The organism is Sphingomonas sp. 10B4 (assembly GCF_035019905.1).
GTDB classification, from domain to species: Bacteria; Pseudomonadota; Alphaproteobacteria; order Sphingomonadales; family Sphingomonadaceae; genus Sphingomonas; species Sphingomonas glacialis.
Genome location: NZ_JASJVC010000524.1, coordinates 1 through 243 on the forward strand (window position 1 = coordinate 1; position 243 = coordinate 243).

Genomic DNA, 243 nt, shown 5'->3' on the forward strand with positions numbered 1-243 from the left:
GCGCGCACGCGCTTGGAAGCTCGATGTGCCGCTACAATTTGCGCTGGCGCTGCTGCTCATTGGCGGCGGCTTTTTAGTGCTGCCGCTGGGAATCTGGCTGGCCCCGGCCGATGGCATGGTGGCATTCAAGTGGCTGTTCATCAGTTATATCTTGCAAAGCCTTGGTGAGTTGCTGATTTCACCAGTCGGCTATGCCATGATAGGGCGCTTGGCACCGACCAAATATCAAGGAGTAATGATGGG

General features: G+C 56.4%; 1 pseudogene. It reads left to right on the forward strand.

Going from position 1 to position 243, the window contains the following annotated elements:
* A pseudogene (locus QN347_RS20735) lies at positions 1-243 on the forward strand (MFS transporter); the annotation flags it as partial.